The organism is Micromonospora sp. WMMD1274 (assembly GCF_049179035.1).
Taxonomy (GTDB): Bacteria; Actinomycetota; Actinomycetes; order Mycobacteriales; family Micromonosporaceae; genus Micromonospora; species Micromonospora tulbaghiae.
In genome coordinates this window covers 808,220-832,213 of sequence record NZ_JBMHMG010000001.1, presented here as the reverse complement: position 1 = coordinate 832,213, position 23,994 = coordinate 808,220, and the positions used below count along the sequence as shown (strand labels likewise).

Genomic DNA, 23,994 nt, shown 5'->3' with positions numbered 1-23,994 from the left:
GGGCGCGGCTCCGGTCGGGTGTCAGGGGTGCGGACTAGGCTTGACAGCGTGGCTGACCCCTCGACCTACCGTCCCGCGCCCGGCACCATCCCGGAGTCGCCAGGGGTCTACCGCTTCCGCGACGGCACCGGCCGGGTGATCTACGTCGGCAAGGCGCGCAACCTGCGCAGCCGGCTCAACTCCTACTTCGCCGACCCGGTCGGCCTGCACCAGCGCACCCGGCAGATGGTGTTCACCGCCGAGTCGGTCGACTGGATCACCGTCGCCACCGAGGTCGAGGCGCTCCAGCAGGAATACACCTGGATCAAGCAGTATGACCCCAGGTTCAACGTCCGCTACCGCGACGACAAGTCGTACCCCTATCTCGCGGTCACGCTCGACGAGGAATATCCCCGGTTGCAGGTGATGCGCGGGGTGAAGCGCAAGGGCGTGCGCTACTTCGGGCCGTACTCCCACGCCTGGGCGATCCGCGAGACGCTCGACCTGCTGCTGCGGGTCTTCCCGGCGCGGACCTGCTCGTCCGGGGTGTTCAAGCGGGCCGGGCAGGTCGGCCGGCCCTGCCTGCTCGGCTACATCGGCAAGTGCTCCGCGCCGTGCGTCGGCAGCGTCACCGCCGAACGGCACCGGGAGATCGTCGACGGCTTCTGCGACTTCATGGCCGGCCGCACCGACACCATGGTCCGGCGGCTGGAGAAGGAGATGCTCGACGCCAGCGAGCAGCTGGAGTTCGAGCGGGCCGCCCGGCTGCGTGACGACGTCGCGGCGCTGCGCCGGGCGATGGAGAAGCAGACGGTGGTGCTCGGCGACGGCACCGACGCCGACGTGGTCGCCTTCGCCGACGACCCGCTCGAAGCCGCCGTGCAGGTCTTCCACGTCCGCGGCGGCCGGGTGCGCGGCCAGCGCGGCTGGGTGGTGGAGAAGACCGAGGAGCTGACCACCGGCGACCTCGTGCACCACTTCTGCACCCAGGTGTACGGCGGTGAGCAGGGCGAGGCCGACGTGCCCCGCGAACTGCTCGTGCCCGAGCTGCCAGGCGACGCCGACGCGCTCGCCGAGTGGCTCACCGCCCGCCGGGGCAGCCGGGTGTCGCTGCGGGTGCCGCAGCGCGGCGACAAGCGGTCCCTGCTGGAGACCGTCGAACGCAACGCCAAGGACGCGCTGGCCCGGCACAAGCTCAAGCGGGCCGGTGACCTGACCACCCGCAGCCAGGCGCTCGACGAAATCGCCGACGCGCTCGGCATGAACACGTCGCCGCTGCGCATCGAGTGCTTCGACGTGTCCCAGATCCAGGGCACCGACGTGGTCGCCAGCATGGTCGTGTTCGAGGACGGGCTGCCGCGCAAGAGCGAGTACCGCCGGTTCATCGTGCGCGGCGCCACCGACGACCTGTCGGCCATGTCCGAGGTACTGCGGCGGCGCTTCGCCCGCTACCTCGACGCCCGCGCCGAAACCGGTGAGCTGGGCGAGGAGACCGCCTCCGACCCCGACCGGCCCGGCATCGACCCGACCACCGGGCGGCCGCGCAAGTTCGCGTACCCGCCGCAGCTCGTCGTGGTCGACGGCGGCCCGCCCCAGGTCGCCGCAGCCGCGAAGGCGCTCGCCGAGCTGGGCATCGACGACGTGGCGCTCTGCGGGCTGGCCAAGCGGCTGGAGGAGGTCTGGCTGCCCGACGACGAGTTCCCGGTGATCCTGCCGCGCACCTCCGAGGCGCTCTACCTGCTGCAACGCGTACGCGACGAGGCGCACCGCTTCGCCATCACGTTCCACCGCCAGCGGCGCTCCAAGCGGATGACCGAATCCGCGCTGGACAACGTCCCCGGCCTCGGCGAGGTACGCCGCAAGGCGCTGCTGCGGCACTTCGGCTCACTGAAGCGGCTGTCGTCCGCCACCGTGGAGGAGATCACCGAGGTGCCCGGGGTGGGCAGGCGTACGGCCGAGGCGATCCTGGCCGCGCTGGACGGCTCCAGCACCACCGACCCCGCCCCCCGTCCCTGACCCGCCCCCCGCTCACCACCCCAGATGGAACCCCATGGGTGTCTCCGCGCCCGTTTGACACCCACAACGTTCCACTGATAGCCGGCTCCCCAAGCTCACCTCCGGAGGCCGTGGCAGATCTTGGTACGGAAGCGCCCCTATGGGGGCCATCCGGTACCAAGATCTCGTTTATGCGCCGCCGTGTCCCGATGGGCGGAAGCCGCAGTCCACTTCCTGGGGGCGGTGCGCCGTCACCCGGGTCACTCACGAACCGCCCCGCGCGATCTTGCACTTGGTGCCCCAGGGTTGCCCGCTTTGCGAGGTTCGCCGGGGAGCAAACTGCAAGATCGCGCACGCGGCCGGGGTGGATCTGTGCCGGGCTGGCGTTCGAGGGCGACAGTTGACGGCCCGTCCGCGACCGGGGCGGGGCCATCCGCGCCCGGCCGGGTGGTTCGGTCCGCGATGTCCGGTGCGGTGCGGGGGCGGGGCTGTGGTCGGTGCCATCGTGAGGGTGGAATCGGTGGCGGGCGCGGGGCGTTGTACATGGCTGACCGCCGAGGCACCGGGTCGAGCGCCGAACAGGCACCCCGAGCGGATCGCCAGGTCAGGGAATGACCCCCGCCCGGTCGTCGTTACATCCCGAGCCGCGGACAGCAGGCCCCCTGGGTCGCCCGCGTGCCAGCCCTTCGCCGGGCACCCACCCCCAAGACTTTTCCCCTCCGTGGCACCCCCGCCGCGGTCATCCCCCTTCAGGGAGGCAACCATCATGGCTACCACTCTGCTGCGTAAGACCGTTCTGACCGCTGCCGGTATCGCCGCCACCGCCGGTGGCATCGCCGGACCCGCGATCGCCGCCCACGCCGCCCCCACCACCACGAGCGTGGTGGCCGACCGTAAGGGTCACGGTGAGCGGGAACTCGACGTGCGCTACGAGGCCCAGCCCAACTTCTACTTCTGCGGCCCCGCCGCCGCCCGTAACGCCCTGTCCGTGCAGGGCAAGAACATCGACGTGCACGCCATGGCCAAGGAGATGGGCACCACCGAGGCCGGCACCAACAGCATCAACGACATCACCCCCGTGCTGAACAAGGAGACCGGCGCCAGCAACGCCTACAAGTCGGTCGAGATCAGCACCCCCAAGGCCGACGACAAGCAGACCGACACCCTGCGCACCGACGTGGTCAAGACCGTCGACGCCGGCCGGGCCGTGGTCGCCAACATCGCCGGCACCGCCACCGACACCGACGGCAACACCCACTCCTTCGAAGGCGGCCACTACATCAGCGTCATCGGCTACCGCGACGACGGCCACACCGTCACCATCGCCGACAGCGCCAACCCCAACACCGCCACCTACCGGATGAGCATCGACAACCTCGCCGACTGGATCGCCACCCGCGGCTACAGCACCAGCTAAGACCAACACCGCCGCACCGATGGCTGCAGAGCAAGAAACGCAGCCAATGCGGCCAGCACGACCTCGCGGGCCAGAGCACCACCGCGTGAACCAGAGCGAGGCCACAGCACACCGGAAGGGCCCGACCCCACCACGGGGTCGGGCCCTTTCGCGTGTGTCAGGACTCGGCGAGGACGGCCAGGATCGCCTCGCCGTACTTGGCGAGCTTGTTCTCGCCGACCCCGTTCACCCGGGACAGCTCGGCCAGTGAGGCGGGCGGCTCGGCGGCGATCTGCCGCAGCGTCGCGTCGTGGAAGATGACGTACGCCGGGACGCCCTGTTCCTTGGCGGTGGCCGCGCGCCACGCGCGGAGCCGCTCGAAGACGGGCGCGGCGGCGGGGGAGAGGTCGGCGACGACGGTGGCAGCGCCCCGGGGCTTGGCGGACCGGCCGGCCGGGCGCTCCGGCTCCTTGCGCAGGGTGACCGTACGGCGGCGGCCGAGCACGTCCGCGCTGGCCTCGGTCAGCGCCAGCGTGCCGTAGTCGCCCTCGACGGCCAGCAGACCCTCGGCGAGCAGTTGCCGCACCACGCCACGCCACTCGGCCTCGCGCAGTTCGGTGCCGATGCCGAAGGTGCTCAGCGCGTCGTGGCCGTGCTGGTCGATCTTGTCGGTGTGCTTGCCGAGCAGGATGTCGATGCTGTGCCCGGCGCCGAAGCGCTGGTTGCGTTCGCGGTCGAGCCGGTAGACGGTGGACAGCAGCTTCTGCGCGGCGACGGTGCCGTCGCAGGACTCGGGCGGGTCGAGGCAGGTGTCGCAGTTGCCGCAGTCGGCCACCTCGGTCTCGCCGAAGTATTCGAGCAGCTGGGCGCGGCGGCAGCGGACCGTCTCGCAGAGCGCCAGCATCGCGTCCAGGTGGGCGGCGAGGTTGCGCCGGTGCGCCAGGTCGCCCTCGGACGTCTCGATCATCTTGCGTTGCTGCACCACGTCCTGGAGCCCGTACGCCAGCCAGGCCGTCGACGGCAGCCCGTCGCGCCCGGCGCGGCCGGTCTCCTGGTAGTAGCCCTCCACCGACTTCGGCAGGTCGAGGTGGGCGACGAAGCGTACGTCGGGCTTGTCGATGCCCATGCCGAACGCGATGGTGGCGACCATGACCAGGCCGTCCTCGCGCAGGAAGCGCTGCTGGTTGGCGGCGCGGGTCGCGGCGTCCAGCCCGGCGTGGTACGGCAGCGCGGGGATGCCGTTGGCGACCAGGAACTCGGCGGTCTTCTCCACCGAGGCCCGGGACAGGCAGTAGACGATGCCGGCGTCGCCGGCGTGCTCGTCGCGCAGCAGGCTGAGCAACTGCTTGCGCGGTTCCCGTTTGGGCACGATGCGGTACTGGATGTTGGGCCGGTCGAAGCTGGCCACGAAGTGCCGGGCCTCGGTGAGCCGCAGCCGGGTGGCGATCTCGGTGCGTGTCGCCCGGGTCGCGGTGGCGGTCAGCGCGATCCGCGGTACGTCCGGCCAGCGCTCGTGCAGCATCGACAGGTTGAGGTAGTCGGGGCGGAAGTCGTGCCCCCACTGCGAGACGCAGTGCGCCTCGTCGATCGCGAACAGCGCGATCCGGCCGCGTTCCAGCAGGCCGAGCGTGGAGCGCACGGCGAGCCCTTCCGGGGCGAGGTAGAGCAGGTCCAGCTCACCGGCGAGGTAGGCCGCCTCGACCCGGCGCCGCTGCGCGGGGTCCTGGGTCGAGTTGAGGAACCCGGCCCGGACGCCGACCGCGGTGAGCGCGTCGACCTGGTCCTGCATGAGCGCGATCAGCGGCGAGACCACCACCGCCACGCCGTCGCGGACCAGCGCCGGGATCTGGTAGCACAGCGACTTGCCGCCACCGGTGGGCATGAGCACCAGCGCGTCGCCGCCGGCCACCACGTGCTCGACGACCTCCTGCTGGAAGCCGCGGAAGGCGTCGTACCCGAAGACCCGGCGCAGCACCTCGAGCGCGTCGGCGGTCCGGGGGGCGTCGGTCCGCTCGTCGGTGGGGGAGACCATCCGCGCAGTCTACGAGCGTCCCCCGACACCGCCCGTCCCGGCGAGCCGTCCCGGGGCCGCCGACATGTTCCGGTCGTCACCCCGTGGAATCCCGGGCGGGGTCGCAGCCGTTAGAGTCGCTGATTGACCATGCGCGGCCGACCGGCCGCGGCGCCACGGCTGGGGGTAGCGGGTGAGCGAGGCGCGTACAGCGGGTGACCTGGGGCCGACCGAGGCGGAGACGACGCCGGTGCGACCGGCGCCGGCCGAGTCGGAGACCTCCCTGGTGGTGGTGACCGGCCTGTCCGGCGGCGGGCGCAGCACCGTGGCGCGGGCGCTGGAGAACGTCGGCTACTACGTGGTCGACAACCTGCCGCAGGCGCTGCTGCTGGACATGGCCGAGCTGGCGTTCAAGGCCGGCGGCGCGGCCCGGCGTACGGCGATGGTGCTGGACGTGCGCTCGCGCGCGTTCTCCACCGACCTGGCCGGGGCGATCCGGGAGCTGCGTGAGCGCGGCTTCCAGCCCCGGGTGGTCTTCGTCGACGCCGACGACGAGGTGCTGATCCGGCGGTTCGAGAGCGTGCGCCGCTCGCACCCGCTTCAGGGCGACGGGCGGCTGGCCGACGGCATCGCGGTCGAGCGGGCGCTGCTGGAGGAGGCCCGCGAGCAGGCCGACGTGATCATCGACACCAGCCACCTGAACGTGAACCAGCTGCGCCGCCGGGTCGAGGAGCTGTTCGGCGGCGAGGACGCCCGCCGGCTGCGGATCACCGTGATCTCGTTCGGCTTCAAGTACGGCCTGCCGCCGGACGCCGACTTCGTGATGGACGCCCGCTTCCTGCCGAACCCGTACTGGGTGCCGGAGCTGCGCGAGCACACCGGCCGCGAGGAGGCGGTCAGCGCGTACGTGCTGGGCCAGGAGGGCGCCGACGCGTTCGTGGCCGGCTACGCCGACCTGGTCAACGCCACCACCGCCGGGTTCGAGCGGGAGGGCAAGCGCTACCTGACCGTGGCGGTCGGCTGCACCGGCGGCAAGCACCGCAGCGTGGCCATCGCCGAGGAGCTGGCCTCCCGGCTGCGCCACTCCGGCATCGCCGCCAACGCCCAGCACCGGGACCTGGGGCGGGAGTGACCCCGACCAGGGTGGTCGCCTTCGGCGGCGGGCACGGGCTCTCGGCGTCGCTGCGGGCGCTGCGTCACTGCGTACCCGAACTGGACCTGGACATCACCGCAGTGGTCACCGTCGGTGACGACGGCGGCTCCAGCGGCCGGTTGCGCGCCGAGCGCGGCGGCCTGCCGCCCGGCGACCTGCGGCAGGCGCTCGTCGCGCTGGCCGGCGACCATCCGGCCACCCGGCGCAGCGCGGCGTTGTTCCAGCACCGCTTCGCCGCCGCGGTGCCGCCGGCGCCGACGATCGCCGCGCCGGTGCCGGTCGCGGTCGGCGACTCGCTCGCCGGCCACGCGGTCGGCAACCTGCTGCTGCACGGGCTGACCGAGCTGCTCGGCGACCCGGTGGCCGCGCTCGACCACGCCGGGGCGATGCTCGGCGCGGTGGGGCGGGTGCTGCCGATGTCCCGCCAGCCGGTCGGGATCGAGGCCCGGGTCCGCGGCGCCGACCCGGAGCACCCGGACGAGGTGTCCACGGTGCGCGGCCAGCACCAGGTCGCGGTCACCCCGGGCACCGTCGAGTCGCTGCGGCTCAACCCGTCCGCGCCGGCCGCGTGCGCCGAGGCGGTGACCGCGGTACGCGCCGCGGACTGGCTGATCTTCGGGCCGGGCAGCTGGTACACGAGCGTGCTGCCGCACCTGCTGGTGCCGGGCCTGGCCGACGCGATCGTGTCCAGCCCGGCGCGGCGGCTGGTGACGCTCAACCTGGTGGCCGAGAAGGAGACCTCGGGGCTCTCCCTGCCCGACCATCTGGACACACTGCGGCGCTATCTGCCCGAGTTGAAGGTGGACCGGGTGCTCGCCGACTCCACGGCGGTGGGTGATCCCGCGGCGGTCGAACGTGCGGCAGAATCGCTGGGTGCCCGGCTGGTCCTCGCTCCCGTCGCCGTCCTGGACGGCACGCCCCGTCATGATCCAGCCGCCCTGGGCGCCGCGCTGGTGCCTGTCCTGCGCGCCGATCGTTAGACACGTACGTAATCACCGGCGACACGCCGGAACCGGTCCGTGAGGGGGCGCACTATGGCGATGACGGCTGCGGTCAAGGACGAGCTGAGTCGGGTCGACGTGCCCAAGCCCTGCTGTCGGCGGGCGGAGATGGCCGCCCTGCTGCGTTTCGCCGGCGGCCTGCACATCGTGTCGGGCCGCGTCGTGGTCGAGGCGGAGCTGGACACCGGCGCGGTGGCGCGGCGGCTGCGGCGGGAGATCGCCGAGGTGTACGGCTACCCGAGCGAGATCCACGTGCTCGCCTCCGGCGGGCTGCGCAAGGGCAGCCACTTCATCGTGCGGGTGGTCAAGGACGGCGAGGCGCTCGCCCGGCAGACCGGCCTGCTCGATGTGCGGGGCCGCCCGGTGCGCGGCCTGCCGCCGCACGTGGTGGCCGCGAACGTCTGCTGTGCCGTGTCGGCCTGGCGGGGCGCGTTCATGGCGCACGGCTCGCTCACCGAGCCGGGCCGCTCCAGCGCGCTGGAGATCACCTGCCCGGGTCCGGAGTCGGCGCTGGCGCTGGTCGGCGCCGCCCGCCGCATCGGCATCACCGCCAAGAACCGCGAGGTGCGCGGCGTGGACCGGGTGGTGGTCAAGGACGGAGACGCGATCGCCGCGCTGCTCACCCGCATAGGGGCGCACTCCAGCGTGCTGGCCTGGGAGGAGCGGAGGGTACGCCGGGAGGTGCGCGCGACCGCGAACCGGCTGGCGAACTTCGACGACGCGAACCTGCGCCGCTCCGCGCGCGCCGCGGTGGCCGCCGCCGCCCGGGTGACCCGTGCGCTGGAGATCCTCGCCGACGACGCGCCGAACCACCTGACCTCGGCCGGGCGGCTGCGCCTGGAGCACCGTCAGGCCTCCCTGGAGGAACTGGGCGCGCTCGCCGAGCCGCCGCTGACCAAGGACGCCATCGCCGGCCGGATCCGCCGGCTGCTCGCGCTGGCCGACAAGCGTGCCCGTGACCTGGGCATCCCGGATACGGAAGCGGCAGTCACGCCGGACATGCTCGTGGTCTGATAGGACTCGGGCGGCAGTGCACCGCGAGCGGGATCACCACCCGCCGCAGCGCGACGCCGCGCGCTCGGATATGGTCGCTGCGTACGGCAAGGGGGCCGGAACAGGCGCTCCTCGCCGTGCTCACCGCCTCGGGCGGTCAGGTCTCCGTGACCGCGGCGGGGTGGCCGAGATGACATGTCGACGGCCGGCTCCAACGGTCGGCGCACACACCTCCGCCGGCCGCGGTCTGACGCCGGCGGACCAGAACGCGAGGAGATGGGACCTGTGACCATCCGGGTTGGCATCAACGGCTTCGGCCGGATCGGCCGCAACTTCTTCCGGGCAGTGCTGGCGTCCGGCGCTGACGTCGAGGTCGTGGCGGTCAACGACCTGACCGACAACGCGACGCTCGCCCACCTTGTCAAGTACGACAGCATCCTGGGCCGCCTCCCGCACGAGGTGAAGGCCACCGCCGACGAGATCACCGTGGGCGGCAAGACCATCAAGGCGTACGCCGAGAAGGACCCGGCGAAGCTGCCGTGGGGCGAGGTCGGCGCCGACGTGGTCATCGAGTCCACCGGCTTCTTCACCGACGCCACCAAGGCGAAGGCGCACCTCGACGGCGGGGCCAAGAAGGTCATCATCTCCGCTCCGGCGAAGAACGAGGACGTCACAGTGGTCATGGGCGTCAACCAGGACCAGTACGACCCGGCCAAGCACAACATCATCTCGAACGCCTCCTGCACCACCAACTGCCTCGCGCCGATGGCGAAGGTCCTGCAGGACACGTTCGGCATCAAGCAGGGTCTGATGACCACCATCCACGCGTACACGCAGGACCAGAACCTGCAGGACGCGCCGCACAAGGACCTGCGCCGGGCCCGGGCCGCCGCGCTCAACATCGTGCCGACCTCGACCGGTGCCGCGAAGGCCATCGGCCTGGTGCTGCCGGAGCTGAAGGGCAAGCTGGACGGCTACGCGCTGCGCGTGCCGATCCCGACCGGCTCGGCCACCGACCTGACCGTCGAGGTCGGCCGGGAGACCACCGTGGACGAGGTCAACGCCGCGCTCAAGGCCGCCGCCGAGGGCCCGCTGCGGGGCATCCTCACCTACAACGAGGACCCCATCGTCTCCGCCGACATCGTGACCGACCCGGCGTCGTGCATCTTCGACGCGCCGCTGACCAAGGTGATCGGCAACCAGGTCAAGGTCGTCGGCTGGTACGACAACGAGTGGGGCTACTCGAACCGCCTGGTGGACCTGGTCAAGCTGGTGGGTCAGTCCCTGTGAGTGCGAGGAGCGAGCTTGCGAGCCCCGCAGTCACGAACGGAGGGCTGGCTCTGTGACGATCCGCAACCTCGACGACCTGCTCGCCGAGGGGGTGTCGGGTCGGCGCGTGCTGGTGCGCGCCGACCTGAACGTCCCGCTCGACAAGCAGACCGGGGAGATCACCGACGACGGCCGGATCCGGGCCGTCCTGCCGACGCTGAGCGCGCTGGTGCAGGCCGGCGCGAAGGTGGTCGTCTGCTCGCACCTGGGCCGCCCGAAGGGCGCGCCGGACCCGCAGTTCAGCCTCCGCCCGGTCGCCGGGCGGCTCGGTGAGCTGCTCGGCGCCCCGGTGCACTTCGCCGAGGACACCGTCGGCGACTCGGCGCGGTCCACGGTGGCCGACCTGGCCGACGGCCAGGTCGCGCTGCTGGAGAACCTGCGCTTCAACGCCGGCGAGACCAGCAAGGACGACGCGGAGCGGGGCGCGTTCGCCGACCAGCTCGCCGCGCTCGGCGACGCCTACGTCGACGACGCGTTCGGCGCGGTGCACCGCAAGCACGCCAGCGTGCACGACGTACCGGCCCGGCTGCCGCACTTCGCGGGCCGGCTGGTGCTGCGCGAGGTCGAGGTGCTCAGCCGTCTCACCGGCGAGCCGGAGCGGCCGTACGTGGTGGTGCTGGGCGGCTCGAAGGTCTCCGACAAGCTCGCCGTGATCGAGGCGCTGCTGCCGACCGTCGACCGGCTGCTCATCGGCGGCGGGATGTGCTTCACCTTCCTCAAGGCCCAGGGCCACGAGGTGGGCACGTCGTTGCTGGAGAAGGACATGGTCGAGACCTGCCGCAACCTGATGGAGCGCGCGCCGGGCAAGATCATGCTCCCGGTCGACGTGGTGGCCGCCGACGCGTTCGCGCCGGACGCCGCGCACGACACCGTGCCGGCCGACGGCATCCCCAGTCACCGGCTGGGCCTGGACATCGGTCCGGAGACGGTGGCCGGTTTCGCCGCCGCGCTGTCGCAGGCGAAGACCGTCTTCTGGAACGGCCCGATGGGCGTGTTCGAGATGGCGGCGTTCGCCAACGGCACCCGGGGCGTGGCCGAGGCGATCACCAAGGCCGACGCGTTCAGCGTGGTCGGCGGCGGCGACTCGGCCGCGGCGGTGCGCGCGCTGGGCCTGGACGAGTCCTCGTTCGGGCACATCTCCACCGGTGGTGGCGCCTCCCTGGAATACCTGGAGGGCAAGACCCTCCCCGGCATCGCGGCCCTGGAGAACTGAATGGCGAGCACGACCCGCCGGCCGCTGATGGCCGGCAACTGGAAGATGAACCTGAACCACCTCGAGGCCAACCTGCTGGTGCAGAAGCTGGCCGCGAGCCTGAACGAGAAGCAGCTCACCGACGTCGAGTGCGTGGTGCTGCCGCCCTTCACCGACCTGCGTACCGTGCAGACGGCGGTGGACGGCGACAAGCTGCTGATCGGCTACGGCGCGCAGGACCTGTCGCCGCACCCGTCGGGCGCGTACACCGGTGACATCGCCGGTCCGATGCTCGCCAAGCTGGGCTGCGGTTACGTGGTGGTCGGCCACTCCGAGCGGCGGCAGTACCACCACGAGGACGACGCGCTGGTCAACGCGAAGGTGTCGGCGGCGCTGGCGAACGGGCTCACCCCGATCCTCTGCATCGGCGAGGGCCTGGAGGTCCGGGAGCAGTCGGGTCAGGTGCGGCACTGCTGCGACCAGCTCGACGGCGCGCTGAAGGGGCTCACCGCCGAGCAGGTCACCAAGGTCGTCGTGGCGTACGAGCCGGTCTGGGCGATCGGCACCGGCAAGACGGCGACCCCGGACGACGCCCAGGAGGTCTGCGGCGCGGTGCGCAAGCGCATCGCCGAGACCTACGACGAGGGCACCGCCGAGCAGGTCAGGATCCTGTACGGCGGGTCGGTCAAGGCGTCGAACGTCGCCGCGATCATGGCGCAGCCGGACGTGGACGGGGCTCTGGTCGGGGGCGCCAGCCTGGACGCGGAGGAGTTCGCGCAGATCTGCCGGTTCCCGGAGCACATCGCTCGCTGATCGCTCGCTATCCTTGACGCTGCCCGTCCACCGGTCGGTGCCGCAGTGCCCGACAGGTCCGGGCAGTGATCGCAACGAGAGGACTGACCCCCGCCATGCCGATCTGGTTCGCCTACACGATGATCGTGTTGCTGGTCATCACGAGCGTCCTGCTCACCCTGCTGATCCTCCTGCACCGCGGTAAGGGCGGCGGGTTGTCGAGCATGTTCGGCGGCGGCGTCAGCTCCAGCCTGGCCGGTTCGTCGGTGGCCGAGAAGAACCTCGACCGCTACACCGTTCTGGTGGGAATCGTCTGGTTCGCGTGCATCGTCGGGCTCGGGCTCTGGCTGCGGCTGCAGATGGCCAGCGGCACCTGAGTCGGCGCTGAGAAGCGTACAATCTGCGCGCGGTCCGTCACGGACCGCGCGCAGTTTTGTTTCTCCGCGCGTCGCCCGTCGCCCATCCCCTCCGGCGGCGGTCCCCTCCGACGACAGGGAGCGAGCAACCGTGCCCAGCAACAACGTCATCCGCGGCACCCGGGTCGGGTCCGCCCCCGAGCGGTTCGACCAGCGGGTCGAGCCCGCGCCGCGCCGACCGGTCGTCTACTGGTGCCGCCACGGGCACCGGGTCGAGTTCCTGATCGCGGCCGAGGCGGAGACGCCCGCCTCCTGGGAGTGCCCCCGCTGCGGCGAGCCCGCCGGCCCCGACCCGGGCGACCCGCCGGGCCGCCAGCGCGCCGAGCCGTACAAGACCCACCTGGCGTACGTGCAGGAGCGGCGCACGCCGGAGGAGGGTGAGGCACTCCTCGCCGAGGCCCTCGACGCGCTGCGCCGGCGTCGCGGCCGCGCCTGAGCCGGCGAGTTGGCGTCGCCGATCGCCAGTTCGGGGTGGTGGGCGTGTCGGGGTGCCCCGGATGCCGCCACTTCGGCGAGCTGGCGTCGTCGATCGCCAGATCGTGGACGGGCCCCGGCAGGGGCCCGACCACGACCGGGATCAGCGGAGGCTGCGCAGCCGCGGCGGCACGTTCGCCGCGGCGGCCCGGTCCAGCAGCCAGAGGGTACGCGAGACGCCCCGCACCCCGGCGGCCGGCAGCTGCACCGGCCCGGCCCCGGCCAGCGCCATGCCCACCGCCCGGGCCTTGTCCGCCCCGGCGGCGATCAGCCAGACCTCCTCGGCCGTGTTGATCGTCGGCAGGGTCAGCGTGGTCCGCACCGGCGGCGGCTTCGGGCTGCCCCGCACCGCGCTGACCGGCCGGTTGTCGTGGTGCACCGGGTGCTCCGGGAACACCGACGCCACGTGCCCGTCCTCGCCGACGCCGAGCATCAGCACGTCGAAGTGCGGCACCACCGCGTTCCCGGGCCGCGCGGCGGCGGCCAGTTCCCGCGCGTACCCGGCGGCAGCCGCCTCCGGGTCGTCACCCGCGGGGCCGTCCGACGCCGGCATCGGGTGCACCCGGGCCGGGTCGAGCGGCACCGTGTCCAGCAGCGCCGCCCGCGCCTGCGTCTCGTTGCGGTCCGGGTCGCCGGCGGGCAGAAACCGCTCGTCGCCCCACCACACGTCGACCCGGGACCAGTCGACCGCGTCCCGGGCGGGCAGCTGCCCGACCGCCCGGTACACCGCCGCGGCGATCCGCCCGCCGGTCAGCACCACCGACGCCTGGCCGCGCTCGGCCTGCGCGTCGAGCAGCTTCACCACCAGCCGGGCCGCCACCGCCTGCGCCAGCAGGTCGGGGTCGGCGTGTACGGCGACACTCGCCTCAGTCATCCGTCGTGCCCTCGTGTTCCGACCGCCCACCGGCGGTCACCTGTGCCTCCGACCGCCCGGTCCGGGCGGTCACTCGTTCGCGGTCGCGCCCGCGTGCGCGGTCACGCCGGCCTCGGCCCGCTGGGCGGTCGCCGGATCCTTCCACACGTGCACCCGCTGGGCCGGGCGCTGGTCGAGCCCGGTGATCCCGGCCGCAGCGCCGAGCGCCTCCGCGTACACCTGGTCGGCGTCGAGGCGGCGCAGCTCCTCGGCCAGCTCGTCACCGAGCGGCCGGCGGACCAGCGGCAGCGTGCGGTCCTCCTGCCCGGTACGCCGGAACACCGCGATGCTGTCGTCCCGGGTGAGCGTCAGCTCGTCGCCGTTGGCGCAGCGCAACTGCACCTGGCGCATCCGGGGGAACTCGTCGGTGGCGGTCAGGACCGGGTCGATGCCGAGCCGGGCCTTCAGCCAGCCGCGCATCAGCGCCGCCGTCGGGTCCGACGGGGGAGCCACCACGCTGGCCTCGGTGACCCGGGCCTGGGTGGTGTCGAACGCGCCCGCCACGAGCGTGCGCCACGGGGTGATCCGGGTCCACGCCAGGTCGGTGTCGCCCGGGGCGTAGTCGTGGGCCCGCTGCCGCAGCGCGGCGATCGGGTCGGCGGCCTGCGCCGAGTCGGTGATCCGCCGGTCCGCGACCACGCCGAGGAAATCGGTGGAGATCTCCGCCGGGGGCTCACCGTGCCACCACGTCACCACCGGCACGTCCGGCACCAGCAGCGGCATCACCACCGACTCGGCGTGCAGCGCGAGGCGCCCGTACATCCGGGTCACCACCGCCTCGCACGGCCCGAGCCGGCCACCCACGACGATCTCCGCGTCCAGCCGGTTGCGGTCGCGCTCCACATCGGAGCGGACCACCACGAGCAGCCGGCACGGGTGCGCCGCCGCGGCGATGGTGGCCGCCGCCTCCGCCTCGCGTACCCGCTTCTCGTCCACCACCACGATCAGCGTGAGCGCCATGCCACTCGCCACTCCGCCGGCGCTGCGCCGTTCCGCGGCCAGCGCCTTGACCACCTCGTTGCCGGTGGTGTCCCACAGCCCGATCAATGGAGCCTCCTGGTTCGCTCGCAGTGCTCGCTCACGCTCTTCGCCAAGCCCGGCCCTCGCGGGCCAGCATCTCGTCGGCGGCCCGGGGCCCCCACTCACCGGCCCGGTACGGCTCCGGGGTCGTGCCCTCCCAGGCGTGCTCCAGCGGGTCGACGACCTGCCAGCTCTGCTCCACCTCGGCGGCGTCCGGGAACAGCGTCCGGTCGCCGATCAGCACGTCCAGCACCAGCCGCTCGTACGCCTCGGGGCTGGACTCGGTGAACGCCTCGCCGTACTGGAAGTCCATCGCGATGTCGCGGACCTCCATCGTGGTGCCCGGCACCTTGGAGCCGAACTTCAGCACCACGCCCTCGTCCGGCTGCACCCGGATGACGAGCTGGTTGGGGCCGAGGGACTCCATGTCGGCGACGTTGAACGGCAGGTGCGGCGCCTTCTTGAACATGATGGCCACCTCGGTGACCCGCCGGGGCAGCCGCTTGCCGGCCCGGATGTAGAACGGCACACCGGCCCAGCGGCGGTTCTGGATGCCCAGCTTCACCGCCACGTACGTCTCGGTGGTGGAGCCCTCCGGGACGCCCTCCTCCTCCAGGTAGCCCTTGGCCCGCTCGCCGCCCACCCAGCCGGGCAGGTACTGGCCGCGCACGGTGTCCTCGGAGACGTCGTGCGGCACGGTGATCGCCTTGAGCACCTTGAGCTTCTCGGCCCGGATCTCGTCGGCGTCGAAGCTCGTCGGTTCCTCCATGGCGACCAGGGCGAGCAACTGGAGCAGGTGGTTCTGGAGCACGTCGCGAGCGGTGCCGACGGAGTCGTAGAACGCCGCGCGGGTGCCGATGCCGACGTCCTCGGCCATGGTGATCTGCACCGAGTCGACGTACTTGGAGTTCCACAGTGGCTCGAACAGGTTGTTCGCGAAGCGCAGCGCCAGGATGTTCTGGACGGTCTCCTTGCCCAGGTAGTGGTCGATCCGGAACACGTCCTGGCGGGTGAAGACGTCGTCGACGAGGTCGTTGAGCGCCTTGGCCGAGGGCAGGTCGTTGCCGAACGGCTTCTCCACCACCACGCGCCGCCAGCCGCCGGACTTGGCGTTGTCCGCCATGCCGGTGCGGGCGAGCTGCTTGAGCACCACCGGGAAGGCCGCCGGGGGGATGGAGAAGTAGAAGGCGGCGTTGCCGGGGATGCCGTGCGTGTCGCGCAGCTCGTCGAGCGTGGCGGCGAGGTGGTCGAACGCGGCGTCGTCGTCGAACGAGCCGCCGACGAACTTGATGTTGCCGGCGAGCCGGGCCCACACCTCCTCCCGCCACGGGGTACGCGCGTGCTTCTTGGCCGCGTCGTGCGCCACCGACTCGAAGTCGCCGTCGCCCCAGTCCCGTCGGGCGAAGCCCAGCACCACGAAGCCGGGCGGCAGGAGCCCCCGGTTGGCCAGGTCGTAGACCGCCGGCAGCAGCTTCTTGCGGGCCAGGTCACCCGTCACCCCGAAGATCACCAGGGCACACGGCTCGGGGATCCGGGGCAGCCGCCGGTCCTGCGGATCGCGCAGCGGGTTCACCGGGCCACCTCCTCCTGCGTCTCGGTCCGCTGATTCCAGGTCATTGATCGTCACGTGCGTGTCCGTCCGGCCGTGTCCAGGAGCTGGGCGGCACCCGCCGCCCGCTCGGTCAGGTGCAGTCGCAGCACCGGTCGCTCCCGGCCGGCCAGGGCCCGCCGGTCGCCGGCGGCCTGGGCCGCCTGGAGCTGCGCGAAGGTGTACGGACGGCCGGGCACCTCCAGATCATCGGTGACCGCACCGGTGATCTGGAGGTGCCGGCCGCGCGGGTCGGTGTGGTGCGGCCGGCGCGGTCCCCAGCCGAAGGTGACCGGGCGTCCGGCGGCCCGCGCCAGCAGCGGGCGCAGCCCGGCGATCGCCGCGTCGGCGTGCCGGTCGAGGTACGCGGTCACCACGAGGTGCTCCCGTTCGCCCAGCCCGTCGAGCAGCCAGCGCAGCGCGCCGGTCAGGTCGGCCGGTGCGCCGCTCGGGGCGTACACCTCGATCGTGCCCTCGACCGACGACGGCGGCCCGCTCTCCGGCGCCGCGTCGTCGTCCGCCGGGTCCGGCGGCGCGGCGAACGGGTCGGTCCGCAGCGTCACCGCGGCGGTCGCGGCGGCGTAGGCCCAGGTGAGCAGGTGTGCGCCGAGCGGACCGTTGACCGCGACGTCGGCGGCCACGCCCGGTCCGACACCGGCGCCGAGGGCGCCGCCGAGACCGACAGTGAGCACGCCCGGACCGGTGGCGCCGGGGGAGTCGGGGGACTCCGCCACCACCGGCAGCAGACGTCCACCGGTGGCGTCGGCGAGCAGCGCGCCCGCCCAGCGGCCCAGGCCGTCGAGGCCGGTGCCGTCGGGGACCAGCGCGATCGTGTCCCGGCCGGTGCCGGGCGCCGCGCCCAGGGCCGCGCCGAGCGCCAGTGCCGGGTTGTCCCGATCCCGGTCGAGCGCGCCGGTGAGCGCCTCGGCCTCGTCCAGCAGCTCGGCCACCGGCGCGCCGGCCAGCGCGGCCGGGACCAGGCCGAACGCGGTGAGCGCGGCCCACGGCCCGGACGTGCCGGGCTCGGCCGGGAGCACCACAGCGCCCAGCTCGTCGGCGCGCGCCGCGAGTTCCGAGCCGGGCTCGGTGACCACCACGACGTGCCGGGCGGCATCCGGGCCCTCGTCCGCCCACGCCTGCCGGTAGACCCGCAGGTGGGCGTCGGTGGTCCGGTCGAGGCCGTGCCGGGCGGCGAGCACGAGGAGGGTACGCGCCGGGCGGTCGGCGAGCGCGGCCCGCGCCGGCCCCGGATCGGCGGTGTCGAGCACCGTCACCGGCCGGCCCAGGCACTCGGCGACCACCTCGGCGGCGAGCGTGTCGCCGCCGGCGCCGGCCAGCACCACGTGGTCCAGGTCGTCCAGCTCGGCGGCCAGTTCGGCGAGCTGGGGGAGCAGGTCCCGGCTGTGCCGGTGGGCGTGCAGCCAGCCCAGCCGGGCGAGGGCCGCCGGCTCGGCGGCGGGCCCCCAGAGGACCGGGTCCGCGGCGGCGAGCCGGGCCGGTACGTCGTGGGAGACGAGCGTGGCACGGGTGGCCGCACCGAGGGCGTCGGCCCCGCGCACGGCCAGACCGGCGGCCATGTCCGCCCGCCCGGCCAGCAGGTCACTCACCGCGCCACCTCGGCTCGTTCAAGGCAGACCACCTCACCCGTTCCACGGTACGGCGCGACGCGTCCCGGGGCCCGGCCCCGGGACGCGTCGGACGCCGTCGGTCACGCGTTGCCGCCGGCCTGCTGCGCCGCCTGCGCGTTCTCCCCGGCGGCCCGGTGCGGGCTGCCCGAGCCCTTGGCCGCCTCGGCGAGGGACTTCTTGACCCCCTCCAGCAGCTCCACCCAGCTCGCCTCGAACTTCTCGACGCCCTCGCGCTCCAGCGTGGCGATCACGTCGGACAGGTCCACGCCCACCGACTGGAGGTCGGCGAAGACCTGACGGGCGTCGTCGTACGCGACGGTGACAGTGTCCGGCTTCGTCTCGCCGTGCTCGGCGTAGGCGTGGACGACCGGCTCCGGCATGGTGTTGACGGTGCCGGGGGCGATCAGCTCCTCGACGTAGATGACGTCCCGGTAGTCCGGGTTCTTCGTCGACGTGGAGGCCCACAGCGGGCGCTGCGGGTGGGCGCCCGCGTCGGCCAGCTTCTGCCAGCGCGCCGAGGAGAAGACCTCGCCGTAGCGCTCGTACGCCAGCCGGGCGTTGGCGACCGCCGCCTTGCCGCGCAGCGCCTTGGCCCGGTCCGAACCGATCTTCTCCAGCCGCTTGTCCACCTCGGTGTCGACCCGGGAGACGAAGAACGAGGCGACCGAGCCGATCTTCGACAGGTCGTGCCCGTTGGCCTGCGCCTGCTCCAGGCCGGCCAGGAACGCGTCCATCACCTGCGAGTAGCGGTCCAGGCCGAAGATCAGCGTGACGTTGACGCTGATCCCCTCGGCCAGCGTCGCGGTGATCGCGGGCAGGCCCTCCTCGGTGGCCGGGATCTTGATGAACAGGTTCGGCCGGTCGACCAGCCACCACAGCGCCTTGGCCTCGGCGACGGTCTTCGCCGCGTCGTGCGCCGAGCGCGGGTCCACCTCGATCGACACCCGGCCGTCCACGCCGTCGCTGACGTCGTACGAGGGGCGCATCACGTCGCAGGCCCACCGCACGTCGTACGTGGTGAGCATGCGGACCGCCTCCTCGACGTCCACGCCGCGTACGGCGAGGTCACGAAGCTGCCAGTCGTACTCGTCGGCGTCGCTCAGCGCCTTCGCGAAGATCGTCGGGTTGGTGGTCACCCCGGCGACGTGGCTCTCCCGGCGCAGCTTGTCCAGCCCGCCGGAGCTCAGCCGTACCCGGGAAAGATCGTCGAGCCAGATCGCCACACCGGCGCCCTGGAGCTCCTTCAGCCTGTCCGTCATGCCGTCCACGCTCCCCTCAGTTGCCGGTCGTGAAACCGGTGATGTCGCCCACCCGGGTCAGCGCCGCGTGCGCGGCGGCCACGATCCGGTCGGGGGTGAACCCGAACTGCTCGAAGAGCACGGTGTGCGGCGCGCTGGCGCCGTAGTGCTCGATGCTCACGCACTCGCCGCTGTCGCCGACGATCGCGCGCCACGACATCGCGATGCCCGCCTCCACGCTCACCCGTGCCTTTACCCCGCGAGGCAGCACCGACTCCCGGTACGCCTCGTCCTGGGCGAAGAACCACTCCTGGCAGGGCATGGACACGACCCGGGTGGGGGTGCCGTCGGCCTCCAGCCGCTCCCGCGCGGTGAGGCAGAGCTGCACCTCGGAGCCGGTGCCGACGATGATCACCTGCGGTTTGCCGTTCGACGCCTCGGCCAGCACGTACCCGCCCTTGGCGACGCCCTCGGCGCCGCCCAGGTCGGTGCGGTCGAACGTCGGCAGCGCCTGGCGGCTGAGCGCCAGCGCGGTCGGCCGGTCGGTGTGCTCCAGCGCCTGCCGCCAAGCCCAGACCGTTTCGTTGGCGTCGGCCGGGCGCACCACGTCCAGGCCGGGGATGGCCCGCAGCGCGGTCAGGTGCTCGATCGGCTGGTGCGTCGGGCCGTCCTCGCCGAGGCCGATCGAGTCGTGCGTCCAGACGTACGTCACCGGCAGCTTCATCAGCGCGGCCAGCCGCACCGCCGGGCGCATGTAGTCGCTGAACACCAGGAACGTGCCGCCGTAGGGGCGGGTGCCGCCGTGCAGGGCGATGCCGTTGAGGATCGAGCCCATGGCGTGCTCGCGGATGCCGAAGTGCAGCGTGCGGCCGTACTCGTCACCGGGGAAGTCCTTGGTGGCGTGCGCGGCCGGGACGAACGACGGCTCGCCCTTCATCGTGGTGTTGTTGCTCTCGGCCAGGTCGGCCGAGCCGCCCCACAGCTCGGGCAGCACCGGCGCCAGGGCCTCCAGGATCTTGCCGGAGGCGGCCCGGGTGGCGACGCCCTTGGCGTCCGCCGGGAAGGTCGGCAGCGCGTCGGTCCAGCCGGTCGGCAGCGTACGGGTGGCCATCCGGTCCCACAGCGCCTTGCGCTCCGGGTTGGCCTGCGCCCACGCGTCGAATCCGGTGGTCCACTCGGCCTGCTCCTGCGCGCCGCGCTCCAGCACCTGGCGGGCGTGCTTGAGCACCTCCTCGTCGACCTCGAAGGTGCGCTGCGGGTCGAAGCCGAGGATCTCCTTGGTGGCCTTGACCTCGTCCGCGCCGAGCGCCGAGCCGTGGATCTTGCCGGTGTTCTGCTTGTTCGGCGCGGGCCAGCCGATGATCGTGCGCAGCGCGATGAACGACGGCCGGCCGGTCTCCGCCTTGGCCGCCAGCAGCGCCTGGTACAGCGCCTCCACGTCCTCGTGGTAGTCGCCCTGGTCGGCGTCGCCGCTGCGCCAGTCGACGGTCTGCACGTGCCAGCCGTACGCCTCGTAGCGGGCCGCCACGTCCTCGCTCTTGGCGATGCGGGTGTCGTCCTCGATCGAGATCTCGTTGTCGTCGTAGATCACGCAGAGGTTGCCGAGCTGCTGGTGACCGGCGAGCGCGCTGGCCTCGTGGGTGATGCCCTCCTCGATGTCACCGTCGGAGGCGATGCACCAGATGTCGTGCCGGAACGGGGAGTCGGCGCGGTCCGGCTCCGGGTCGAACAGGCCGCGCTCGCGGCGGGCGGCCATGGCCATGCCGACCGCGTTGCCGAGGCCCTGGCCGAGCGGGCCGGTGGTGGTCTCGACGCCCGGGGTGTGGCCGTGCTCCGGGTGGCCCGGGGTGAGCGAGCCCCACTGGCGAAGCGCCTTCAGGTCGTCCAGCGACAGCGGGTAGCCGGAGAGGAAGAGCTGGATGTAGAGCGTCAGGCTGGAGTGGCCGGCGGAGAGCACGAACCGGTCGCGCCCGGCCCAGTTCGGGTCGGCCGGGTTGTGCCGCATGACCCGGTTGAAGAGCAGGTACGCCGCCGGGGCGAGGCTCATCGCCGTCCCCGGATGGCCGTTGCCGGATTTCTCCACGGCGTCCATGGCCAGCACGCGGACCGTGTCGACGGCCCTGCGGTCGAGGTCGGACCAGTTGAGAGCGGGAAGCTCGGGTCGGTTGGCAGCCACGATGGTTGTGCTCCTCGGCAGATGGGCGGAACCCTCACTGATGACCCTATCGAGCGGTGCTAAACGTCCGCCCGGGGATCTCAGCATGCTGTTCTGTACGGATCGCGGACGTCCGGTCGTTCAACCCCAGGTGTGACGGCTCGCACCGTTGCCGGGTCCACGGGGCAGCGAAAACGACGCCGCGTAGTGTGTGGGGCGGTGTGTGGACCCGCAGCGGTCCGGGCCGAACGACCTCCCCCGCCGATGCCGGAAGGTGGCAATCCGTGAGCATGATCACCGAGCGCCCCGTCAGCAACCCTGCCGGGCAGTCGCCGGTGGGCGCGGTGGCGGAGGCGCCGGCGAGCGGCCGGCGGGACGTACGCGCCGTGGTGGCGGCGTACGTGACGCTGACCAAGCCGCGGATCGTCGAGCTGCTGCTGGTCACCACCGTGCCGGCGATGATGCTCGCCCACGGCGGGATGCCGTCGCTGTGGCTGGTCGCCGTGGTGCTGGTCGGCGGGTCGCTCGCGGCCGGCGCGGCGAGCGTCATCAACTGCTACATCGACCGCGACATCGACCAGCTCATGCGGCGCACCAAGCGCCGCCCGCTGCCCGCGCACACCGTGTCGCCGCGCAGCGCCCTGGTCTTCGGCCTGGTGCTGGCGGCCGTCTCGGTGGCGCTGATGGCGGCGGCGACGAACTGGCTGGCGACGGTGCTGACGCTGGCCGCGATCGCCTACTACGACCTGGTCTACACGCTGTGGCTGAAGCGGACCACGGCCGCCAACACGTTCTGGGGCGGCATCTGCGGGGCCGCGCCGGTGCTGATCGGCTGGGCCGCTGTCACCGGTTCGCTGGCGCCGGCCGCGTGGGGCCTGTTCGCTGTGGTCTTCTTCTGGCAGATGCCGCACTTCTACGCGCTGGCCATCAAGTACAAGGCCGACTACGCCCGCGCCGGGGTGCCGATGCTGCCGGTGGTGGCCTCGGTCCGGCGGGTCAACGCCGAGATCATCGGCTTCTCCTGGCTGACGGTGCTCTCCTCGCTGGCGGTCTGGCCGCTCGGGATGAGCCCGATCTACGGGGTCACGGCGCTCGTGGTCGGCGGGATCTTCCTCGTCGAGGCGCACAAGCTGTGCCGGCGCGCGACGCGCGGCGAGGCGGTCAAGCCGATGCGGCTGTTCCACTGGTCCACCACGTACCTCACGATCCTGTTCGCGGCCGTCGCGCTCGACGCGCTGCTCTGACCCGCCCGTCCGGCGGTTCATCAGAAATTTTTTTCGGGCTTTCCCGGACGGGTCCAACCCGGACAGATTGTGACGATCCCGCCTGCCCGTTTCACCCAGATATAAGCGACATGTACGGGCGAATTACCTGTGGTTCTTCTTAAACCGATGGGTAATTGGCATCACATTCAGTTCATGGTTCTCGCACATCCGGGTGGAACTCTGCTTAGGCTTCGCGTCATGGCAGATGGTTCCGATACGACGCTGACGGCTGACAAGACCGCCGAGCAGGCCCCCAACGGCCTGGTCGCGGGCATCAAGTCGTTCGCCGCCGGGCACGGCGGCGCGAAGGCGGTCATCGAGTACGTCGGCAAGCGCGGCGCACGGATCGTCCTCGTGGGTTCCGACGGGGTATGGGCAGACCAGTTCGCCGACGGCACGGACGTCGCGCGGCAGGCCTGCGCGAAGGCCGGGGTCGACGTCGAGAACGCCTGGGAGCGTGAACTGATGGACCAGATGCGTCCGAGCAACGACCTGTGGCGGTCGATGGCCCGGCGCACGATGGCCCGTTGACATATACCGAATGACCAACCACCACCAGTCGACCCGGGGGAGACCCCGGGTCGCTTTCGTCACCTGCGCCGAACTGCCCGGCCTCGACCCGGACGACCGGCTCGCGCTCGGCCCGCTCGCCGACCGCGGCGTCACGACCGAGATCGCGGTCTGGGACGACCCCTCGGTGGACTGGCCCGGGTACGACCTGGTCGTGCTCCGCTCCCCGTGGGACTACGCGCGGCGGCGGGACGAGTTCGTGGCCTGGGCGCGTACGGTGCCGGCCCTGGTCAACCCGGCCGACGTGGTCGCCTGGAACACCGACAAGCGCTACCTGTCCGAGCTGGCCGCCGCCGGAGTGCCCACCGTCCCGACGGAGTGGGTCGAGCCGGGGCAGGCGTGGACGCCCCCGGCCCGCGGCGAGCACGTGATCAAGCCGGCGGTGAGCGCCGGCAGCCAGGACACCGGCCGCTACGACCTGACCGACCTGGAGCACCGTGAGCTCGCGGTGGCCCACGTACGGCGGCTCTCCGAAGCCGGGCGGGTCACCATGGTCCAGCCGTACCTCGGCGCGGTGGACACCGCCGGGGAGACCGCGCTGCTGTTCCTGGCCGGCCCCGGCGGCCTGGCGTTCAGCCACGCGATCCGCAAGGGTCCGATGCTGACCGGGCCGGACCTGGGCGAGGCCGCGCTCTACAAGGAGGAGCGGATCGACGCCCGCGCCGCCACGGCGGAGCAGCGCGCGGTGGCCGAGAAGGTGCTGGCGGTGGTGCCCGGCGGCCCGGACCGCCTGCTCTACGCCCGGGTCGACCTGATCCCCGGCCCGGACGGCGCGCCCGTGCTGGTCGAGCTGGAGCTGACCGAGCCGAGCCTGTTCGTCGGGTACGCCGACGGCGCCCCGGACCGGCTCGCCGACGCGGTGCTCACCCACCTGGCCCGCCGCTGA

The 23,994-nt window shown here is 72.6% G+C and carries 20 protein-coding genes; 13 read left to right on the top strand and 7 right to left on the bottom strand.

The window, feature by feature from the left end; translation table 11 throughout:
* Positions 1-48: 48 nt before the first annotated feature.
* Entirely contained in the window at positions 49-1,995 is a 1,947-nt protein-coding gene (gene uvrC, locus ACN27D_RS03350; RefSeq protein ID WP_421498512.1) for an excinuclease ABC subunit UvrC, read from the top strand.
* A 745-nt stretch (positions 1,996-2,740) separates the two neighbouring features.
* Positions 2,741-3,391, top strand: a complete 651-nt coding sequence (locus tag ACN27D_RS03345) for a C39 family peptidase (protein ID WP_421498511.1) — start codon at positions 2,741-2,743, stop codon at positions 3,389-3,391.
* Between the two features lie 157 nt (positions 3,392-3,548).
* Here the strand turns inward: ACN27D_RS03345 and recQ are convergent, their stop codons facing one another.
* Positions 3,549-5,402: a DNA helicase RecQ gene (gene recQ / locus ACN27D_RS03340; RefSeq protein ID WP_421498510.1), complete on the bottom strand. Its 1,854-nt coding sequence runs from the start codon at positions 5,400-5,402 to the stop codon at positions 3,549-3,551.
* Positions 5,403-5,631: 229 nt separating this feature from the next.
* Here recQ and rapZ point away from each other — a divergent pair, with 229 nt between their 5' ends.
* From rapZ to ACN27D_RS03300, 8 genes are all read left to right on the top strand, one after another.
* Positions 5,632-6,513 carry an RNase adapter RapZ gene (gene rapZ, locus ACN27D_RS03335; protein ID WP_120573677.1) on the top strand — a complete coding sequence of 294 codons (882 nt, stop codon included), beginning with the start codon at positions 5,632-5,634 and terminating at the stop codon, positions 6,511-6,513.
* Positions 6,510-7,514, top strand: coding sequence for a gluconeogenesis factor YvcK family protein (locus tag ACN27D_RS03330; protein ID WP_120568917.1), 1,005 nt, complete (start codon positions 6,510-6,512; stop codon positions 7,512-7,514). The genes rapZ and ACN27D_RS03330 overlap by 4 nt, the downstream gene beginning before the upstream one ends.
* A gap of 54 nt (positions 7,515-7,568) precedes the next feature.
* Complete coding sequence (gene whiA / locus ACN27D_RS03325) at positions 7,569-8,549, top strand: DNA-binding protein WhiA (RefSeq protein WP_018788213.1); 981 nt, start codon at positions 7,569-7,571, stop codon at positions 8,547-8,549.
* Between the two features lie 264 nt (positions 8,550-8,813).
* Complete coding sequence (gene gap / locus ACN27D_RS03320; protein WP_120568918.1) at positions 8,814-9,818, top strand: type I glyceraldehyde-3-phosphate dehydrogenase; 1,005 nt, start codon at positions 8,814-8,816, stop codon at positions 9,816-9,818.
* 52 nt (positions 9,819-9,870) lie between these two features.
* Positions 9,871-11,070 (top strand): phosphoglycerate kinase, encoded by a 1,200-nt coding sequence (locus ACN27D_RS03315; RefSeq protein WP_121685536.1) that lies wholly within the window; start codon positions 9,871-9,873, stop codon positions 11,068-11,070.
* Positions 11,071-11,862 carry a triose-phosphate isomerase gene (tpiA, locus tag ACN27D_RS03310; protein ID WP_120568920.1) on the top strand — a complete coding sequence of 264 codons (792 nt, stop codon included), beginning with the start codon at positions 11,071-11,073 and terminating at the stop codon, positions 11,860-11,862.
* A gap of 95 nt (positions 11,863-11,957) precedes the next feature.
* The gene (gene secG, locus ACN27D_RS03305) at positions 11,958-12,218 is read left to right on the top strand and encodes a preprotein translocase subunit SecG (protein WP_013287463.1); all 261 of its coding nucleotides are present in this window, start codon (positions 11,958-11,960) and stop codon (positions 12,216-12,218) included.
* Between the two features lie 130 nt (positions 12,219-12,348).
* Complete coding sequence (locus ACN27D_RS03300) at positions 12,349-12,693, top strand: RNA polymerase-binding protein RbpA (RefSeq protein WP_091420426.1); 345 nt, start codon at positions 12,349-12,351, stop codon at positions 12,691-12,693.
* Between the two features lie 141 nt (positions 12,694-12,834).
* On the opposite strand, the gene pgl is transcribed toward ACN27D_RS03300, so the two are convergent.
* From pgl to tkt, 6 genes are all read right to left on the bottom strand, one after another.
* Positions 12,835-13,605: a 6-phosphogluconolactonase gene (pgl, locus tag ACN27D_RS03295; protein WP_120568921.1), complete on the bottom strand. Its 771-nt coding sequence runs from the start codon at positions 13,603-13,605 to the stop codon at positions 12,835-12,837.
* Positions 13,606-13,674: 69 nt separating this feature from the next.
* Positions 13,675-14,691, bottom strand: coding sequence for a glucose-6-phosphate dehydrogenase assembly protein OpcA (locus tag ACN27D_RS03290; RefSeq protein ID WP_091331179.1), 1,017 nt, complete (start codon positions 14,689-14,691; stop codon positions 13,675-13,677).
* Between the two features lie 31 nt (positions 14,692-14,722).
* Positions 14,723-16,237 (bottom strand): glucose-6-phosphate dehydrogenase, encoded by a 1,515-nt coding sequence (zwf, locus tag ACN27D_RS03285; protein ID WP_421498509.1) that lies wholly within the window; start codon positions 16,235-16,237, stop codon positions 14,723-14,725.
* A gap of 50 nt (positions 16,238-16,287) precedes the next feature.
* On the bottom strand, positions 16,288-17,859 hold the full coding sequence (locus ACN27D_RS03280) for a glucose-6-phosphate isomerase (protein ID WP_421498508.1): 1,572 nt from the start codon (positions 17,857-17,859) through the stop codon (positions 16,288-16,290).
* A gap of 101 nt (positions 17,860-17,960) precedes the next feature.
* Positions 17,961-19,139, bottom strand: coding sequence for a transaldolase (gene tal, locus ACN27D_RS03275; protein ID WP_121685550.1), 1,179 nt, complete (start codon positions 19,137-19,139; stop codon positions 17,961-17,963).
* Between the two features lie 16 nt (positions 19,140-19,155).
* Positions 19,156-21,294, bottom strand: a complete 2,139-nt coding sequence (gene tkt / locus ACN27D_RS03270) for a transketolase (protein ID WP_121685538.1) — start codon at positions 21,292-21,294, stop codon at positions 19,156-19,158.
* A 263-nt stretch (positions 21,295-21,557) separates the two neighbouring features.
* On the opposite strand from tkt, the gene ACN27D_RS03265 reads away from it, so the two are divergent.
* From ACN27D_RS03265 to ACN27D_RS03255, 3 genes are all read left to right on the top strand, one after another.
* The gene (locus ACN27D_RS03265; protein ID WP_120568925.1) at positions 21,558-22,517 is read left to right on the top strand and encodes a heme o synthase; all 960 of its coding nucleotides are present in this window, start codon (positions 21,558-21,560) and stop codon (positions 22,515-22,517) included.
* A 219-nt stretch (positions 22,518-22,736) separates the two neighbouring features.
* The gene (locus ACN27D_RS03260) at positions 22,737-23,069 is read left to right on the top strand and encodes a hypothetical protein (protein ID WP_013287454.1); all 333 of its coding nucleotides are present in this window, start codon (positions 22,737-22,739) and stop codon (positions 23,067-23,069) included.
* Positions 23,070-23,079: 10 nt separating this feature from the next.
* Positions 23,080-23,994 (top strand): ATP-grasp domain-containing protein, encoded by a 915-nt coding sequence (locus ACN27D_RS03255; RefSeq protein ID WP_421498507.1) that lies wholly within the window; start codon positions 23,080-23,082, stop codon positions 23,992-23,994.